We start from the raw sequence: 18,076 nt of genomic DNA, 5'->3' as shown, positions 1-18,076 counted from the left end.
CTGGCCATCCGCCCCTAGCTGGGCGGATGGCAACTCTAATATTCTCGGTATTCAAGGGCTTCCATGAGCAGTACACCACTCCTCGACGCGTCTGACGTGGCCAAAAGTTTTGGCGCCGTGCGCGCATTGACGAATGCCCACCTTACGGTTGCCGAAGGCGAGATCGTCGCCTTGATGGGCGCGAATGGTGCTGGCAAGTCCACTTTCGTCAAGATCATTACCGGTGCCCTGAAACCCGACGAAGGACAAGTGTTGATCCGGGGCAAACAGGCGTTTGTCGGAAGTCCCGCCGAAGCCCGTCGATCCGGTTTGGTGCCGGTCTATCAGGAACCGTCGCTCATTCCTGATCTCGATGTGTCCGACAATCTCAGGCTGACCGACACACCGGCCGATCAGTTTCGAGGCTGGGTTTCAGAGCTTGGGATCGAAGACCTGAAGTTGTCAGCGATGATTAGCGACCTGCCACTTGCCACACTGCGTATCCTTGATCTGGCACGCGCACTGGCAGTTGAACCGGACGTGCTCTTGCTGGACGAAATGACCGCAGCGCTGCCGACAGATTTGGTTGAGCGCGTATTGAAAACCGTAAGGCAAAAAGCAAACGACGGTATGGGTGTGATCTATGTTTCCCATCGCTTCACCGAGATTTCGGAACTGTGCGACCGGGCTACGGTTTTGCGGGATGGCATGTCTGTCGGAGACCTGGACATTGAACCGGGCGTAGAAGAACGCGTTGTCGAATTGATGTTGGGTCAAAAGATAGACATTGGAACACGTCAGATCCTTCAAGCAAATAGACCACAGGCTAAGACACCGCGCCTGAGCATTAAGTCACTGGCGTACGAACGCAGCTTCTCGGACATTTCGTTCGACTTGTTCCCCGGCGAGGTCCTTGGGGTGGTCGCGCTTGAGGGTCAGGGGCAGGATGAGCTGTTTGAGGTTCTGGCAGGCTTTGATCGCCCATCTTCAGGATCGATGGAAGTTGATGGGAAACCTGTAAACTTCGCCCACCCCGCCGACGCCATTGCAGCCGGGATGACTTTCGTGCCAGGCGACCGTTCAGATGCACTGTTGGCGCAAAGGTCAGTCAAAGAAAACATCGCTCTGCCATTTTCAGCCCGGCTCAAAAACTGGGGGCCAATAAAATTGCGGCATGAGCGCGATCGGGTCGCCTATGCGATTGAGAAACTGCAGATCGACACACGCGCGCAGGGTGAGGTGCAAAGGCTTTCTGGTGGCAACCAGCAGAAAGTCACCATTGGCCGCTGGCTGGCGACAGGTGTTGAAACCCTGCTTTTATTCGATCCAACTCGTGGCATAGATGTGCGCACAAAACGCCAGATTTACCCGCTTGTCCGTGAGTTGGCAGATCAGGGAGCGGCGGTTCTGTTCTACACGTCCGAGTTGGAAGAAATCCCGCTGGCCTGTGACCGCGCTGTCGTAATCTTCAACGGACGGGTGGTTGATGTGATCGATGCGGCCGACGCGGATGAACAAACTCTCATGCGTGCGGCCTATGGCCTGACCGAGACGGAGGGCGCGGCGTGAGCGTGGTCATCCGAAAACACGCATGGGTCATGGGGTTAGCGGTTCTTCTCATGGTCCTTTTGACCATCACAAAATTGATACAGCCAACTTTCGGTGCGTCCGGACTGGAGAGTATTGCCCGCGCCGCCCTGCCCTTTGCTTTTGCAACCGCCGGTATGGCCATCGTCGTAATCGCTGGCGGTATCGACCTGTCTGTTGCCTCTATGATGGCGGTCTGTGCCGTGACCGCAGCCGTTCTGATGGAACGCATGGCCGGTGTACCGGCCTTGTTTATCGTGTTGGGGGTCGGGTTTTTGATGGGGTTGATCAATGGTCTTTTGATCGTTGTAACGCGCGTGCCCGACATCGTTGTGACACTCGCCATGTTGTTTGTATGGGAAGGCGTTGCGCTGTTGATCCTTGAGACACCTGGCGGCGCAACTGCAGATTGGCTGGAACAGGTAATACGCGGTCACTTTCTATTCGACGGGCTGCCCAAGGCACTGCTCATCATTGCCTTGGGCATCGCTGTTGTCTGGTTGCCGATCCGGCGTTCCAAACTCGGGCTCTCGATCTACGCCACCGGATCAGACGAACTTGCCGCCTTCCGCTCTGGCGTTTCGGTGGGAAGAACAAAGATAGCGGCCTATGCGCTATGCGGGCTGTTCTGTGCCATGGGGGGTCTAAGCCTCGCTGCGCTGACCGGGATTGGAGAGCCGGTTCCGGGGCCATATCTTATGGCTTCGGTCGCGGCCGTAGTACTTGGCGGCGTCGTACTGGGCGGTGGCAAGGGCGGCCTGCTTGGGCCGATCATCGCGGTGTTCATTTTGCGGATCATTCGAACGATCCTGACATTGCTTGCTGTCGACCCAAACGTGACCACGATTATCGAAGGCACGATTATGGTTCTGGTCGTCATGCTGGGCACCGTGGCTTCACTAAAGGGAGCCCGCCGATGAGCATGGACACCACAGACCCGCCGATGGTCCGCTTTGGCCGGTATCTGCAAGACAACCCGATCATCCCGCTATTGGTCTTCCTTGTCTTGATGATCTCTGTGCTCGAAGTATTGCGGCCAGGTATCGTTACCCCGGTCCGAGCGGGCCGGGATGGACTGATCTCTACTTTTTGGGTTGGCAACCTGATCAAGTTTGCAATTCCGCTGGCGATGCTTGCGGCTTGTCAGGTGCTGACAATGCTAACCGCAGGAATAGATCTCTCGGTCGGAGTAGTCGCCACTGTTTCAGCCTTCGTCTGCGCAACACTTAGTGCGATTTGGGGCGTGACACCTGCAGTATTGATCGCGCTTTCAGCTGGCCTAGTTGTGGGCTTTGTAAATGGCATCGGCGTGGGATTGGTCCGGGTCCATCCATTGATCATGACCCTAGGAACAGGGTTAATCGCCACCGGATGTCTACAGGTCTATCAACGCCTCGTCATCAATGCTGGCACCGAAATTCCCGCCTTCCTTGCATGGCTCGGTACCGGCCGCACCGCTGGTATGCCGAACGGCCTTTTTGTTTTCATCCCGTTTGCGCTCTTTATCCTATGGCTCATGCGCTATACAGGATTTGGTCGGCTGCTGTTCGCCCTGGGTTCCAATGAGCAGGCCGCTAAGCTGTCCGGAGTCCGAGCTTGGCAGGTCTATCTGGGGCTCTACGTGCTTTCTAGTTTGATCGCCGCGCTGGCCGGGTTGCTCTACCTCGGCATGATCCGCCAGACCTCGTTGAGCCTTGCCAACCCCTTATTATTACCCTCTGTCGCTGCGGCGGTGATTGGCGGCACATCAATCTTCGGGGGCCGTGGCAGTTTCGCAGGCGCGATCGTAGGCGCGCTAATACTGCGTGTACTCGATACTATGCTAACATTGATGCAAATGCCGGAAGGTGCGCGCACGGCCCTGTTTGGGCTGATCATTCTTGCAGTTACCGCACTCTACGTCAGGATCACCGGCACCCGCTAAAGGGAGTTTCCAATGGCCAAATTCCGGATCGTCGGCATCAGTTTCGATCACATGCATATGGGTGACTTGCTTCGGATGGTGCACGATCATCCAGACGCTGAAATCGCCGGTATATTCGATCCTGATCGGGACAAGATGATGGCAGCGGCAACGGCATTCAGCGTTCCCGAAGATCGGATCTTTACCGACTTCGACGCATGCATGGCTGCGGGACCCTACGACATGGCTATTCTTTGTGTGGCAACGGCTCAGCATGCGGAATACACCGAACGTCTGGCCTCTTACGACCTGCATATTTTGGTTGAAAAGCCCTTCGCTGCATCTGCTGACGATGCGCGCCGTATGATGACTGCAATGAATAGAACCGACAAGCAATTGATCATCAACTGGCCATTACGATGGGTCGAAAGCCATGTGACGGCCAAACGGTTGATTGATGACGGAATGATCGGGGACCTGCGCGAAGTGCATTTCTATGACGGGAATCGCGGGCCTCTGTTCCATCTGGCCGACAAGGTCGAAGTCACCCCGGACGAGGTTGAGCGTCAGAAACCAAACTCCTGGTGGTACAAGCGGGCATCGGGTGGTGGGTCACTGTTGGATTACCTTGGCTATGGAGCGACGCTTGGAACCTGGTTTTTGGGGGGCAAGGAGCCAATTGAGGTGACATGCACAGTCGATGAGACGCCGGGGATCGAAGTCGACCAACATGCCATTGCCGTTTGCCGTTATGAAACCGGGCTATCCAAAATGGAAACACGCTGGGGCACCTTCACAGATCCGTGGACCACGCAGCCTCAGCCAACCTGTGGGTTTGTCTTTGTGGGCACAGATGGCACCATTTCATCGCCTGATTATGCCAGCCACCTAACAGTTCAGACCCGCGCCCGACCTGAAAGGCACGAGTTTCCAGTGACTGCGCTACCGTTGGGTGAACGAAATCCGATCGAATACGTGCTTGGCTGCATTTCCAAAGGAGCCCCGGTCGCAGGGCCGTTGGATCCCGCCCTTTGTCTGACTGCACAACGGATCGTCGATACTGCGCGTCGTTCGGCACGCGAAAAACAAACACTCCGGTTGCTGCCATGAGTGGCGACAGTGCTGACACGGACCAGTATGCTTTAAAATCGGCCGAGCAGCGGGACGTCCCTGCCCCGGACTTACCGTATACGCCGCCGATGCCTCGACACTACAGGCCCCGGATCGGGGTTATTGGTACGGGCGGAATCTCTGCAAGCCATCTTGATGCCTACCGAACGGCAGGCTGGGACGTCGCCGCAATCTGGAACCGTACGCGCGCAAAGGCTGAGGAGAAAGCTGCTTTGTACTGCCCGTCTGCCCGCATCGAAGATAACTGGCAGGCACTTCTTGCCGATAGCGAGATCGACGTTGTCGATGTCACGCTGCACCCTGAACATCGTGTGCCAATCATCAAAGCTGCCCTGCAAGCGGGCAAACACGTGCTCAGCCAGAAGCCCTTTGTCACCGACCTCGATCTGGGCAATGACCTTGTGAAGCTGGCAGATGATCAGGGCGTTAAACTAGCGGTAAACCAGAACGGTCGTTGGGCCCCGCACCTGTCCTGGATGCGCGAGGCGGCTTCAGCCGGATTGATCGGTGATGTTCTGTCTGTCCACATCTCGCTTCATTGGGATCACAGCTGGACTGCAGGTACTCCATTTGACGAGATTGAACACCTGATACTCTACGATTTTGGGGTGCATTGGTTCGACTTTCTCACGTCCCTTGTCGGGGACAGGGCCGAAAGCGTATTTGCAACTGCTACACCTGCGCGCGGTCAGGCAAATAAAGTCCCCTTGATGTCGCAGGCATTGGTACGTTTGGACCAAGGGCAAGCAAGCTTGGTGTTTGACGGGGGCGTGCCCTATGGCCCTCGTGACACAACATACGTGGCGGGTGCGACCGGCAGCCTGACATCAGTTGGACCGGATCTGTCGACGCAATCTGTGACACTTGAGACAGTGCATGGCATTGCGCGCCCGGCGCTCAAAGGACAATGGTTCAACGACGGGTTTCGTGGAGCCATGGGAGAGCTTCTTTGCTCTATTGAAGACAATCGAGAGCCCACGGTTTCTGCAAGGAACAACCTAAAGTCTCTGGCCATCGTTTTCGCAGCAATTGCATCGTCCAAAGGCAACAGAGAAATCAAAATAGGAAGCATTAGAACAATCGACACCTGAATGAGTACTCTCAAACAAAATCGATACAATTTTGGTCTGTGCTTTCAAACTCGAACTGATACCGCTCGACTTATTCAAGCCATTCACAGGAGAGCTTCTGTGATTGCGCCGGTCCAATCAGAAGAAAAGGCGTGGGAAAGCCTGTCGAAGCGTTCAGGCGGTGTCTTCACACCTTTGCAGCGCCATCTCCCAAAGGAGGAGAGGATTGCTCTTGGATGGATGTTGAAAGACGACGAGCCCTCGGAACTCGCTAAGTTCGGACTAAAGAGCCCTGAGCCACGACGCTGCGGTCACAGTCTGTAATGCTGCCATGCGCTTCGACGCAAAATCTGTACGGTTCTAATCCCCAAATAGGCGATGACTTCATCAATGCCACATATTTCCAACTTCGAGCACGAGCAATCCATCGACAACTAATGTGACAACACCTCAAATTGGAGGTATCTGAAATCTAGCCACCTACCCTTTGACAACTACCTCACCTCATCGCATCGTCTCACCATGAGTTATCCCTCCAATAGTCCCCAACGAGCGGACGACGCTGCTGCAGGCATTGATGTCACGGACGAATTCGAACGTTTCAACCAGCGTAATGACATTTTTACCCGCGCCTTCTGGGATGAGCGTATCCGCAGCAAACAGACCGACGCGTTCTTTGCCTCGTATCGGATGGAGGCTATCCCTCGTCGTGGTGACGGGTTCACCCAACGTGACTTCGCGCTCAGAAACGCAGCCTGGCTGATTTCAGACTTGATCTCTGAAAGAGGTGGCCAGACTGGAAAGCGCGAAGGTTTCCAGGCCCCCATCGACAACGACACACCCATAGCCCCGACACAGCAACCGATTGACGATCCCGCTGCGATGGCCAAGGAAATCAAACGCATCGCTAAATTCTTTGGTGCCGATCTCTGCGGCATCACTGATATGGACGACCGTTGGCTTTACGCAACCCGCGTTGACACCCGTGACTTCTCCGACGCGCCCAACGACCTGCCTGAAGGCATGACATCTGTCATTGTGATGGGCCATCAGATGGATGAGGACCTCGTCGCTACCTATCCTTCCGCGCTCGCGGGGGCCGCCACCGGACGTGAATATTCCCACGAGGCCAGCATCGTGATGCAGCTAGCAGCCTATATCCGAAATCTGGGCTATGAGGCCACAGCCTCTATGAACGACACCGGTCTCGTGATCCCTTACGCGATCAAAGCGGGCTTGGGCGAGTATGCCCGTAACCAGATGGTGATTACGCCTGAATACGGGCCGCGCCTGCGGTTCTCCAAGATTTTCACCAGCCTTCCATTGGCCCATGATCCACCCAAGCCCTTAGGTGTACGTGCTTTCTGCAACATCTGCACCAAATGCGCTGATGCCTGCCCTGTTAAAGCGCTCCCTTTCGGACCGCCTGAGACTACTGATGACCCATCGGCCATCAAGGGTGTGCGAAAGTGGACTTCCGACGCAGCCAAGTGCTTCGGGTTCTGGGCCAAGCTGTCCTCTGATTGTGCTATTTGCATGCGCGTCTGCCCTTTAAACCGGGACTTCACGCGATGGCGCCACCGTCTTTGTTTGAAGTTGGCGCTCTCGCCTTTTCGCAGAGTTGCACTCTGGTTCGACCGTAACCGCGGCAAACGCGCCAAACCCGCTGATTGGTGGAGAAGCCCGTGACTTCAAGCGTGATTGAGGCCTCAGCCCGGTTTGCTGCCATTCGCAGCGTGCGCTATTTTTGGCACCGGTCGAACTCACAATTTGCGCAGCAAGACAGCCATTCAACTTAGGCCGACGCTCAAGATGAGCGTACAAAAAGTTTATGAGACAACTAGAAGTTTTCAGCGGCACCAGCCGTTCTGAGAGCATCGGCAACGAATTCCCAGTCCGCATTGTCGGTGTACCTCAATCGCCAAGCAAATCGATGTATCCGCTGATTTTGCCTGCGCAGTTCTTGCAGGTACTGTCGCAAACTTCACCCCTACCTGTCAGATCGAACGCAGTTCTGTTAACGCGGGCTAAAATATGACGGGAGCAGGCCGTGACGATCTCATTTAAAGGCGTGCGTTTTCCGAAAGACGCGGTTTTCCTCTACCAACGCTACGGTGTTTCATATCGGCATCAGGAAGAAATCATGGCGAAACGTGGCGTTGATCTGGATCATGCAACGCTGAACCGCTGGGTTAGTCGATATGCAAGCCTCATTGCTGATGCAGCACGGTATAGAAAGCGTTCTGCAAATCGTTCGTGGCGCATGGATGAAACCTATGTGCGGGTCAAAGGCAAATGGGTTTATCTTTACCGAGCCGTTGATAAATACGGCAAAACCCTGGATTTCATGTTGTCCGAGCGCAGCAAAAAAACCAGCTGCGACAAAGTTCTTTGCCCGCGCGCTTGAAGTGAACGGCCAACCGAGCAAGATCGTCATCGACAAAAGCGGTGCCAACACAGCTGGCATCAAGGCGATCAACAAGATGCTCAAGAGCTTTGGTTACCCAATCCCGATCGACATGGTCAGGCGGAGATACCTCAATAACAATGTTGAACAGGATCACCGTTTCATCAAACGAAGGATCAGACCCATACTGGGCTTCAAATCTTTGGCTGCAGCCGCATCTGTCCTGACCGACATAGAACTGGTCAACATGATCCGCAAAGGTCAATTCACACCCGGACTCCGTCCGTTTCAGCAGTTCGCCCAACTGGCGGGGTAAACTGCTAATCAATTCCACTGATGTTCTGCCAACCAAAAAAAGTTCGCGACAGAACCCTGCACAACATCTTCGGAAATCCAGATCGTCACGTTACCTCGACGCCGGAGACTTTCGTTGTAATCCGAGCAATTCGTGACACGGTACTTTGCCTTGGGAAACTTGTCGCGACGAGCATCATTGAACTTGTATGGCATCCACGGCAACTCACGAAAAGGATAGCACCAGAGCTAAACCGGGAAGACGATCCGTGCGACAATATCTTATAGGACGCGGACTTCATGATAGTGGGAAAGGAGCAGCTTTTCAGGTAGTATCTGGAAGAATATAACGCGTCGGTTGTGGCGCAGCTGAACCTATTTGAACTAATTTATGCGCGCGTCACTGCCTCTCACTAGACCAAGGGGGGCCGCATTATGCGCCTAGAACTGCTAACTTTGACGATTTCAGCATCTATTGTATTCGCCAGCCAGTCCAACGCGGCATCCGTAGGTGCTGACGGTGGCATCACTCTTTGGGTTTCTTACGACGATAGCGGCGCAGCGACTCCGCTGGACATAGATGACACTGTTTCATCGGTCGCTTCGGTCCCCGGCGGATCGAGCTGCGAATTTACAAATGACGCCCGGACGGCAATTGGCGCACCTGACAGCCCCGGCCAATGCCCGGGTGATGCGGCCAGTTGCACCGGTCGTGAAAAAGTCACCGAGGACATCACACGCTTTGCTGAATGGATTTTCCAGTCGACAGAGGGCGCGAACTATCTGCGCCGGGTTTACGTCGCTGACGAAGGGCGGTCATGGGATAGTGCGGATGTCCGCTGGAACATGAACACGTCAAGTTCGTTCACGACCAGCGGCGGATGGAAAGATACCGCCATCGCAATCGACCTCCAAAGTGCTGAGCGCAAGTGCATTCATGACGTACTTCATCATGAGTTCGGACATTACTTTCACAGGCTTCCCGATCGCTACGCTCGAGACATATCCGCAAATTACTACCGGGGGCGAATAGACGGGGGCGACATCTTTCCCGTTGGCGTTACGACCGGTGATCCGAATACTGTGATGTCCTCCAATTTCCCGCATGTCTTCGTCGATGAAAGCAACGCGTCAATCACCGTCGAATACACCCCTCCTGGCGGCTCTGCCGTCACCGGTGAAGTGTTGACGCCGGATCTTCTGAATGATGCAGATCCAGACAATGACGGACCTGATCGGGCGCATAGCGTGCATACAATGCCATTCGCGCAGGACGAATGGAGCTTTATGCCATCCGAACATGCCAGCCTGTCGGGTGTGCATATCACCGGTAACTTTCCGGCTATGGATTTCTCGACAATGCCTGCGCCTGATATTGTGTTCATCGGCGACGACGCGGAGCCCCCCGGCACGGTCCTTCTGCTCGACCGCTCCGGCAGCATGAGCGTGCAAACTGATGGTGTGCCGGCAAGCCAATATGTGCAGGAGGCTGGGCTTTATCTCTATCACAGTTCGCGGCCAACCGATTTTGTTGGCACCTATCTCTACAACGCAAATATCGAGGAGCTTTTCGAATACGCGGCCTACGATCCCAACAATGCTTTGTCACAAGCAAATTTCCGCCCCGCTCAAGGGTTGACCGACATTGCGCTCGCTCTTGAAACCGCAATTGACGAGCTTGTGGACGAGCATACCGAGGCGGGTGTCAACGGCGCGAATATCGTGCTGATGTCGGACGGCAAACAGACCACCGGCGCTAGCCTTTGGGATCAGGTGGACCGCGCCAACATGATGGGCATTCGCATCAACACCTTTTCCTTCGGTGACGCCGACGCGGCAACCATGGATCAAATCGCGACGGACACCTCAGGCGGCTCGACTGTCGTTTCTGAAAGAGAAGAAGCATTTGAACTGAAGATCGGGATGGCACGAGAATTCAGCGAGATTCGCGGCTATACACCGGTCCACTCGCTGAAGGAGCGATTGCTCAAGAAAGGGCTGGTTGATCGGCGCGAAGTTTACGAGGGGCGGTTTACGGTCCCTCCGCGTAGTCGTGATCTTCAGTTCTACAGCTTTCTCGAAGGCGGAACTGCCGCGAGTTTCGAATTGGAGCTCATCGACCCCTCCGGGAATCCAACACTGGGCACCGCCGACAGCATTGCTGTTCGCGGACGCTTCAACGGGATCAAGGTTGAAAAACCCGAAGAGGGGGTCTGGACCTATCGTCTGAAGGGAACGCGGGACTCCGATTTCGTCATCCCGAGCAACCGCCCGTTCGAACTGACCGCCTATGTTCTCAATCCTGACTTGCATGCAACACTCAAGGCGACGCGCCAGGATGCGCCGGCCGGCACGGTCAGGGTGGAGGCCAGCGCCATCTATCGATACCCACTGACCGACATAACCGCACGGCTGCATATCTTCCGGGCTGGGGATAGCATGGGCTGGATCGAACTGTACGATGACGGGCAAAGCGGGGGCGATTTCCATGCTGGCGACGGCATATACAGTGGACTTCTCGATCTTGGGGAATTCGGTCTGGACCGCCCGCTGGATGATGACCGTAAGCGTGGCAAGACGCGGCTTGATGCCCAGTTTCTGATCGTTGAGCGGTCAAGACCGGCTCCCAATGCGCATTATGAGAGTGGTACCGACCTTGGCGAATTGACGAAGAACTACGAGGAACAAGCCAAGAGCCGCCTGCCTTTCGAGGTTTGGACAACACGTTCCTTTGACTTCACCGAAGATGACCGCAAGGGAGAACGCAAGAGGCTTAGACCCCTGCACCCGCGAGATCAGCAAAAGGCGCTGCCTGGCGGCACCGGCAAGATAGTGCTGGCCGTCTTCGGCATCCAACCACGCAAGAGCGCGTTGCAAATATCGCTCGGACAAGGTGTCGATGTTTCTTTAGAGGGAATTCGATATTCGGAACGCAGGCTCGGCGGTCGCGTCGAGCTGTCCTACGCGGTATCGAAGGACGCAAGAGAGGGTGCGCGCGATCTCATCCTGCAATTGAACGACGAAGTGATGCGGCTGAATAATCTTCTGTTCGTTGTGCGATGAGATCAAATCGGATCTGTTGCAGATCTTTGACTGTTGACGCACATAAGTGCTTCGAATGAGTGGATTTCGAAATATTGAAGTCGAAAGTCTGTTTATAATCTCTTTCAAAGGCGCACAGTATCCGAAAGACGTGATCCTCTTTGCTGTCTTCTTCTAAGTCCGATACGGCGTGTCGTACCGTGATCTTGAAGAAATCATGGCGGAGCGCGGCGTTTCGCTAGATCATACGACGCGTAACCGCTGGGTGACAAAGTACGCTAGTGCAATCGCCGAAGTAGCGCGTCATCGAAAGGGAGCTTGCGACCGCTCCTGGAGAATGGACGAGACTTACATCAAGGTGAAAGGTAACTGAGTCTATCTCTTTCGAGCTGTCGACAAGCTCGGCAAGACGTTTGATATCATGCTTTCGCACCGTCGAAACAAACCCGCTGCCACCAAATTCTTTGCCCTGACGCTGGAGGCCGACGGGCTTCCGAGAAAGATTGTCATCGACAAAAGCAGCGCTAACACGGCGGGTATCAAAGCCATAAAAAAGATGTTGAAAGGCTTTGGTTGCCCGATCCCGATCGAGATGGTCAGGCGGAATTACCTTAATAACTTCGTGGAACAGGACCACCGGTTCATCAAAAAACGCACTCGACCGATGCTAGGGTTCAAGGCCCTCGCTTGAGCAGCGGCTACACTGGACGGAATCTAAGTGGCGCACATGATCCGCAAAGGTCAACTCACGCCCGAAATCTGTCCGTTTCGTCAATTTGCAGAACTAGCGGCATAAGCCGCGGGTTCGGTGTCAACTCTTCGTTCAGTCAGAAACTTTGCGACAGAACCATTGGGCTCCCCGAATTTACCCTAATGGGATGTGTCGCACAGTTTTGGAGCTTGCTCAGATGTGGCTCGCAAAAGGCCATTGACGTGGCATCCGTCGATCGCAGTGCGAGCTAAAAGCTACCGGATTCCTGAATCGAAGAGGCGATCGCCCTGTTCGTCAATAATCTGCTTCCCCTTGGCGACACTGAAGCTTTCGGCCTGGTCCCGGCTTTCAAAAACATCCGCCCGAATTACCGTATGTGTCTTGCGATCTCCGTCGATGGTCTTTTCGATACGCGCCGACAGACGATACTTGCCACCCTCGGCAATCAGTTCAGGGAAGATGTCGAACCCTTTATAAGCGACCGGCTCCGGCTCAGACTTTTCGCCGCCACCGAAGAGTTTTGAGAAGAGGGACATGGGCGGCTCCTTTCAATGTTTGCTCGGACCGGAGACTAACGCTGCAGAGGGCCGGGGTGAAGCGGGTGGCGAAATCAGATCACCGGTCGTCTATCCAATAGCACGCTCCGTGCACGATCTAAACGTCCCGATTCGCGGTGAAAGCTCGGTCCTCCGCACCATTATCCCTTGTACGAACCGGCCCAAAGCCGACTTTGAGATCGTCGTTTGGCTTCTGCGTTTGCAACCACATACCGGACGTTGGACATATTGAAAAAAAAGGCGAGTTAGCAGGTGGAGAGGAAATCTGTCGTAGCACCGAGATCTGACGCGCCGGAAGTATGGACACTCCGCATGTCTGGATGTAGCGCCAGACAAATCTTTGCCCGGAACCAAAATGACGGAAACGACATATCCAAGCCCTGTCCAATCGCATCGCCATGCCGACATTGCCGTCCATGCGATCGGGCTGGTAGCGATCCTGATGGCCGGCGGACTACTTCTTTATAAATCAATCCTCGGCCTCGAACCGAAACTGGTTCTTGCGGTCGTGGTTTACGTACTTTGTACGCTGTCCTCCAATCTAGCATCCGTCGCCTATCACTTTTCCACGTGGCACCACGGGCGCAAACTGATGCGGCGCATTGATCACGCTGCGATCTACCCCAGCATTTCGGGTACCTTCACACCTTTTTTCGTCTTGGCAGGCACGACATGGACGATGGCCTTGCTGTGGATTTGTTGGGGGCTGACAGCCGTGGCCGTCTGGAACAAGATCACGAACGAAACGGTCAAGTCACAATGGTCAACTGCATCCTACCTTGGACTAGGCGCAATTGGGTTGAGTGCCCTTCCTGACCTCACGAATGTACCTATCACAACATTGTGGTGCATTTTGGCTGGCTCCGCCGCCTACGTCATTGGAACAGTGTTTTATGCCCAAAAAACTGTGCCTTACCGGTATGCTGTTTGGCATGCATGGGTAAATATTGGCGGAGCGCTGATGTTTGCGGGGATATGGATAGCCCTATCCACTCAATGGTAGATTTTGTAGAGGCAGGGAATAACTGCTTCGCAATCGGTATGTTGGATATTGCAGTGGAATAATAGATATGCTCTGGGCTCATAGGATCTGTTATGTCTCACCGCAGAGAACGGATGCATTGAGCCCACACTTCTAATTTTCGGCAACGCGGCGAACGGCAGCTTTTTACAACAATCTGTCGGATCGGCGCAACGCAGAGCAGGCGCATGACTGCGTACCGGGGTTGATCGTGGCGAAGTGGGTGGTGGGGAGGCAATAGCCACTTGGTGCCTATTATCCCCGCGAAAACTCTCGACCGGCAGGGCCAGCCAACAGGAGTAACGGCCACGCCACACTTGCGAGCAGTATGACAGTCACTGTCAATCCGCTTCCGAAAGGTGCTGCTTGTGTTGCCTCGACGTACACCGTCCAAAATATTTCTGGCCCGTCAGCATAGTCGAGCGCAGCGGCACCCGCGACGATCAGTATCGCTTTGTAGACCATGCCGACCATAGCAATTGGAAGTGAAACACCTGCTGCCCACGCAAGCTGCTTGCTTTCGCCTACGCGGCGCAGGAGAGCGTGGAATGTAAGCAGGGTCGCTGCATCTGCAAGCCCCAATAGAAGTGGAATCAAATATAGAACTGACAAGGTCGGTCCGCTAACTCCAAAGCCTAATCCAATGAAGAACGAAGCGCCAAATACGAAGAGCAGGCCGCCATGTGCTCCGCTGCCGGAAATCGCGGCGACAAAGCCGTGCGCCGTCTCCATTATCCGTCCGATTCCCTTACCTGTTTCGTTCCAGATTTTTTCTGTTTCCGCGGCCGCCTCGTCGGGATCAACGCCCAACTCGACCGCTCTTTTCCGCGCAATTTCCTGCTGTTTCGCAAGCATTCGCTTCTCACGTTCGCTGTGCGGATTCGGCTTGACCGCCGCAGACATCAACTGAAGAAAACCACCGGTCAGAACTCCAACCAATGCGATTGTCGAAAGGTCTTGAAGGAGCGAATTGCAACCTGTCCCCAAGAAGGCTGCCAAAAAGAGTCCCCATACAACAGCGGCCGTGCCGACAAGCGCGATCAAACCCACAAAGATCCCTCGCCTCTGTGTTATTCGGGTTAGCAAGGCTTCCGGTTTGGGGGCCAACGATGAAAGCAGGAATAGCATCAGCAAGAACGCCAAATAGATGATTGCGCCAATGGCTACGTTTGATGCCGTTATTGGGGCACACCGGAAAGAGAGGACGCTGCTCCCGTCGACCGTATCTGGTCCGCCCATAGCCCAGCCAAGCACAAAGGCCGCGAGAAAGTACAGTAAGGCGGGCAATACAGATGCCTGAAACACTCGGAGAAAGAATTTCGCCGGGCTTGTTGTGGGCGCGGGGGATGCATCAGAGTTTGACATCAAAATACTCTATCTCGGCTGTCCCGCATTCGTTGCGGTGCCACGGGTGTCGTGAATACTCTTTCTTTTTGACGATCCAGACAAGATTCAGATGCTCACTTCTCGTGAAACCATTCTTGCCGCGCGGCACGCACGGCTCTCGGTGCCGCCCGCCACAGCCCTGCGCGGCGAGGTGTTGCCCGAGCCTCTCCATCGAGACCGATATGCCTGAAGTGCCGCGCTAAGCGATGTATTTGCGCTGGGTACTCGGCCATTGTTCGTAGAGAGTAAGTGCTGAGCGGCATTCTAAAGCGCAGAGCATGGTCGTTCAGCAATTTCACATAGCATTGCAGCATTGCCATCAAGTTTGTGCGTCAGCGCCGCGCTCTCGTCATCTCAATTGGACATAAGAGCCCATCGTACTCGTTCGTCAATCCGCAACGAATGTCAGGTTTTCCGAAACTCTTGGAGCCCAATGCACCTCAAGACTGCCAACTGCCTGGGCGGCAAGAGGCTATGAGTGGAATAGTCGGATGCGGATCAACACCACGCTCTCCTCTTGTCACACTAGCTCCCGAAAACACAATTGTGTGCCATCCATTGAAGAACAACCCGCTGAATCCGGCGGCTCGTTCTGAGAGCTTTGGTACCCATTTCACAACTGTTTTCTGATCTTCTGCATTGCGCCGGATGTGAATTGGTTCCAGTGTTCTTCTAGAAATTTTTTTCATATCGGATTCATGGCACAGAAATTTCTAAAACAGTTTTGGTGGGCGAGAGGCGTTGTTGCGGCGATGGCGCTTCTTTCGTTGATTGGTCCACTACTTGAACTTAAGCGATACGAGCTTTTACGAATATTTCATGCGATGATCGTTGGATGGACAGAATTTCTTACGGTTGTCACAAGGCTCCTAGCATCAGTTGTTCCCTTTTTTGTACATCCACTGGCTGCAAATGTCCTGATCCTTGCACTATCATCTGCACTCCCTCTATACTTCATCTCATTTAAGAAGATGGCTATGTTTGACCTTAAGTCGGTTCGTCGTAGCTTTCTGGTTCCTCTGTCGGCTTTTCTGTTTTCTTCGGCAGCGTTCATTTTGGCTCTCATCCTAGCACACACATTGGGAGAAGTAGCAAAAAACGAAACTATCCTTTTTGAAATTGATGGCCAATTTGATGCGTTTTCTGAGCAATTCAATGAGTACTTGGAAGACAACAAAGACGGAGAATCTACTTCGGCGCAACCTAGGTATTTTCGTTTTTGCGTTGATGCCGACAAAAGCTATTGGGATACCAATGATTGCTTTGTTGCAGGATTTACTAACGCTGAGTTAATTACGCTTAGTAAATCTGACCAGCCGGCAAAAGAAGTCCTCGACCAATTTCACCAAGCAGCATTTGAGACAGTAAATCGAATTTACACGAAATTTCTGCCCGCGGCTATTGTGATACTTATGGCTTGCGTATCGTTAACGTCGCACTTTGAGAGTCAATATAGGTTAGGTTTGTTTCATTTTGCGGTTTTTCTGATAACAATTGAAGTGTTATACTTCCTTCCATTAATAGGAGAAGTTCTAAAGAGGGCCGCTGATAAGGTTTTGGCAGAAGCTTGACACATGCTCCAAATGCATTCGTTTCAAGACTATTACACAAAGAACTGGCAAGGCTTCGCGCATGCTTCCAATGGATGGAAGATGCGTAAAGCGTCAATGTCTCTTTGCTCCTTCAATCAAAATACTTCACGCAATGTGGACATTGAGCGAACGACCGCTTTGTCCGCAGGGCGTCAGTTCGTCGGCGACCAAATCTCGTGGTTGCAGCGAAAATCTCCTTTGACGGGCCGCAACGCAGCGATAACTGGCTCCGACCAATGGCAGGTATGGCCGAGGTTCAGAAAAAACTGTAGACTTCTGCACGGCTCATCTGCACGTTTCAAAAGTATATTTTTTTAAATTCTATTAAGGAGACCGCTGTGAAAATTATGAACTGGAATATCGAATGGATGAACCGCTGGTTTTCCGGTAATCACAATCCTGCCTGGGGTAGCAACTCAATGGATGCGCCAGATGCACGGATCGTAGCTCAAAGAGTTGCCAACATAGTCACGGCAATCGATCCGGATATCTTGTGCATCCAAGAAGGACCAAGCGCCATCCAGGAAATGAGCTTATTCATCTCTGATTTTCTTTCTGACAACGGCGACCCGCTTTACGAGGCGCTGATTGGAAAAGCTGGTGGTTCGCAAAAGCTATACGTGCTCAAAAAAATAGGAGGTGCTGTTGCTGATTTTGATCATGCAACCGACGCCTTGACGCATGAGTTAGAAGACGTGTGGCAGGCGGACGTCGACGGGGATCTGCTTTTGCAGCCCTATGATTTTACGCGAGCACCTATGGTTGTCGACATCAATCCAGTTGCTGGTGATCCTATTCGGATTGTCAACCTACATACCAAGTCAAAATATGTTCATAACGGCGAAAGCCTATTCAATAATCCTGCACGTCGCCACGAGTTTATCGCCTCTGCGATGAAGGCACGACGCCGTATTTCTGCTGAGGGTTTCCGCCTCAGAACGTACCTTGATCAATTGGTTCAGAATGAGCCATCAGAGCGTATCATTGTGACGGGCGATTGGAACGATGGTCCTGGCCCAGACTTCTTCGAACGACAGTATCTTACCCACAATGTGGCAGATATCGTGCTAGGAAGTACGTTCTACCCCGACTTGATTTTTCGTCATCCAGTATTGGAAAGGGTGCCAGCAAATGCCTTGTTTACCTCACGCTTTGACGATTTTGTAGATGGGATACAAGATCGCCCCCTATTGTTGGATCACTTTGCGGTTTCGCCCGGTTTGTATGATGATGTTCAAGATGCGGGTATCGCGCATTCCGAATTTGAGAGTGAGCTAGAAGGAAGCGGGGTCAACCGCACCCAAAGGGCAAGCGACCATCGTCCAATCTGGCTGGAGATATAACAATTAGAGTTTAGCTTGGCCCGGTTTGAAGTAACCAACCAAATCCGTTGCC

The 18,076-nt window shown here is 53.5% G+C and carries 13 protein-coding genes and 2 pseudogenes; 13 read left to right on the top strand and 2 right to left on the bottom strand.

Going from position 1 to position 18,076, the window contains the following annotated elements:
* Positions 1-63 precede the first annotated feature (63 nt).
* The 9 genes and pseudogenes from ACR0NW_RS09985 (at position 64) to ACR0NW_RS09945 (ending at position 12,209) form a co-directional block, all read left to right on the top strand.
* Entirely contained in the window at positions 64-1,548 is a 1,485-nt protein-coding gene (locus ACR0NW_RS09985) for a sugar ABC transporter ATP-binding protein (protein WP_480791599.1), read from the top strand.
* The gene (locus ACR0NW_RS09980; RefSeq protein WP_480791598.1) at positions 1,545-2,486 is read left to right on the top strand and encodes an ABC transporter permease; all 942 of its coding nucleotides are present in this window, start codon (positions 1,545-1,547) and stop codon (positions 2,484-2,486) included. Before ACR0NW_RS09985 ends, ACR0NW_RS09980 begins: the two co-directional genes overlap by 4 nt.
* Positions 2,483-3,490 carry an ABC transporter permease gene (locus ACR0NW_RS09975; RefSeq protein ID WP_480791597.1) on the top strand — a complete coding sequence of 336 codons (1,008 nt, stop codon included), beginning with the start codon at positions 2,483-2,485 and terminating at the stop codon, positions 3,488-3,490. Before ACR0NW_RS09980 ends, ACR0NW_RS09975 begins: the two co-directional genes overlap by 4 nt.
* Before the next feature lie 12 nt (positions 3,491-3,502).
* Complete coding sequence (locus ACR0NW_RS09970; protein WP_480791596.1) at positions 3,503-4,579, top strand: Gfo/Idh/MocA family protein; 1,077 nt, start codon at positions 3,503-3,505, stop codon at positions 4,577-4,579.
* Complete coding sequence (locus ACR0NW_RS09965) at positions 4,576-5,691, top strand: Gfo/Idh/MocA family protein (RefSeq protein ID WP_480791595.1); 1,116 nt, start codon at positions 4,576-4,578, stop codon at positions 5,689-5,691. The genes ACR0NW_RS09970 and ACR0NW_RS09965 overlap by 4 nt, the downstream gene beginning before the upstream one ends.
* 501 nt (positions 5,692-6,192) lie before the next feature.
* Positions 6,193-7,359, top strand: a complete 1,167-nt coding sequence (locus ACR0NW_RS09960) for a 4Fe-4S double cluster binding domain-containing protein (RefSeq protein ID WP_480791594.1) — start codon at positions 6,193-6,195, stop codon at positions 7,357-7,359.
* A 361-nt stretch (positions 7,360-7,720) separates the two neighbouring features.
* Positions 7,721-8,393, top strand: a protein-coding gene (locus tag ACR0NW_RS09955; RefSeq protein ID WP_480791593.1) for an IS6 family transposase whose coding sequence is annotated in 2 segments (ribosomal slippage) — positions 7,721-8,044 and positions 8,046-8,393 — 672 coding nt in all. Because the reading frame shifts where the segments join, the coding sequence is not laid out codon by codon here.
* A gap of 824 nt (positions 8,394-9,217) precedes the next feature.
* Positions 9,218-11,434, top strand: coding sequence for a VWA domain-containing protein (locus ACR0NW_RS09950; protein WP_480791592.1), 2,217 nt, complete (start codon positions 9,218-9,220; stop codon positions 11,432-11,434).
* A 55-nt stretch (positions 11,435-11,489) separates the two neighbouring features.
* Positions 11,490-12,209, top strand: a pseudogene (locus ACR0NW_RS09945) (IS6 family transposase).
* 170 nt (positions 12,210-12,379) lie between these two features.
* Here ACR0NW_RS09945 and ACR0NW_RS09940 read toward each other — a convergent pair.
* The gene (locus ACR0NW_RS09940) at positions 12,380-12,661 is read right to left on the bottom strand and encodes an HlyU family transcriptional regulator (protein ID WP_480791591.1); all 282 of its coding nucleotides are present in this window, start codon (positions 12,659-12,661) and stop codon (positions 12,380-12,382) included.
* Positions 12,662-13,037: 376 nt separating this feature from the next.
* Here ACR0NW_RS09940 and trhA point away from each other — a divergent pair, with 376 nt between their 5' ends.
* Positions 13,038-13,685: a PAQR family membrane homeostasis protein TrhA gene (gene trhA, locus ACR0NW_RS09935; RefSeq protein WP_480791590.1), complete on the top strand. Its 648-nt coding sequence runs from the start codon at positions 13,038-13,040 to the stop codon at positions 13,683-13,685.
* Between the two features lie 273 nt (positions 13,686-13,958).
* Here the strand turns inward: trhA and ACR0NW_RS09930 are convergent, their stop codons facing one another.
* Positions 13,959-15,068: a hypothetical protein gene (locus ACR0NW_RS09930; RefSeq protein ID WP_480791589.1), complete on the bottom strand. Its 1,110-nt coding sequence runs from the start codon at positions 15,066-15,068 to the stop codon at positions 13,959-13,961.
* Between the two features lie 91 nt (positions 15,069-15,159).
* On the opposite strand from ACR0NW_RS09930, the pseudogene ACR0NW_RS09925 reads away from it, so the two are divergent.
* The 3 genes and pseudogenes from ACR0NW_RS09925 to ACR0NW_RS09915 form a co-directional block, all read left to right on the top strand.
* Positions 15,160-15,252: pseudogene (locus tag ACR0NW_RS09925) on the top strand (acyl-CoA transferase); the annotation flags it as partial.
* A gap of 535 nt (positions 15,253-15,787) precedes the next feature.
* Positions 15,788-16,660: a hypothetical protein gene (locus ACR0NW_RS09920; protein ID WP_480791588.1), complete on the top strand. Its 873-nt coding sequence runs from the start codon at positions 15,788-15,790 to the stop codon at positions 16,658-16,660.
* Positions 16,661-17,028: 368 nt separating this feature from the next.
* Positions 17,029-18,024 (top strand): endonuclease/exonuclease/phosphatase family protein, encoded by a 996-nt coding sequence (locus ACR0NW_RS09915; RefSeq protein WP_480791866.1) that lies wholly within the window; start codon positions 17,029-17,031, stop codon positions 18,022-18,024.
* Positions 18,025-18,076: the final 52 nt, after the last annotated feature.

The organism is Ruegeria sp. CF5 (assembly GCF_056537325.1).
Note: the sequence above shows the minus strand (reverse complement) of the source record. Positions and strands in the feature narration are given on the sequence as shown.